This is a genomic window from Acinetobacter sp. Colony158, from assembly GCF_019264745.1.
Classification (GTDB): domain Bacteria; phylum Pseudomonadota; class Gammaproteobacteria; order Pseudomonadales; family Moraxellaceae; genus Acinetobacter; species Acinetobacter ursingii.
This window is the reverse complement of the sequence record NZ_CP078523.1, coordinates 1061672-1062399: the sequence shown is the minus strand read 5'-3', so window position 1 is coordinate 1062399 and position 728 is coordinate 1061672. Positions and strand designations below refer to the sequence as shown.

Here is a 728-nt window from a genome sequence, read left to right as displayed (position 1 = left end):
GATCTAAAAATAGCGCGTGATCTGGTCGATGATTATGCGCTACTTCCTGATATTTCGCGTACTTCAGTTCAATATGATCATGCTGTGCAGGCGATGTTTGCTGCTTGGGATAGTTATCGTGAAATTCTGCGAGCGTTTGTGGTTCAAAGAAATAGTGTAGACAGTCAGCTCTCTGATTATGTCACTATGATTTTATTGTTATCAGATTTACGTGATCAGGCAGGACGAGTTGCGTCTAATGTGATTGCATCGGTGAGTTTTCGCGAAGCAATTCCCGATAATAATCGCGCTCGTTCTCTGCAAACCCAATATCAGGCATTATATCTTTGGAACCTGATTGATACCTTGCAGCCACAATATGCCAAAACCCCTGAATATGAAAAACTGCATGAGCAAGTAAAACATGAGTTTTTGGATGAAGGTGTTGCATTAGTTGGGCAGCTTTTAGATGAAAGCCGTCGCCACGAAGCTTATTCAATGACTGGAACTCAACTTACAGAACGTATTGTGAGTAAATTCACGCCAGTGGTCGATTTACAAAAATATCTTTTGGATATCAGTGTCGAGGTTGCAAAGACACGTAAAGAAAAAGCGGAGCAACAATTTATTCTCACTTTATTATTGTCGCTGTTATCTCTTGTTGTCGCATTATTTACCATGAATTATGCACAAAGACGCATTATTCATCCTTTGATTGAAGCGAAACAGCAAATTCTTCAACTATCAGA

At 39.8% G+C, this 728-nt stretch carries 1 pseudogene; it reads left to right on the top strand.

The annotated features are described in order from the left end of the window. Positions 1 to 728 (top strand): annotated as a pseudogene (locus tag JR005_RS14470) (GGDEF domain-containing protein); the annotation flags it as partial.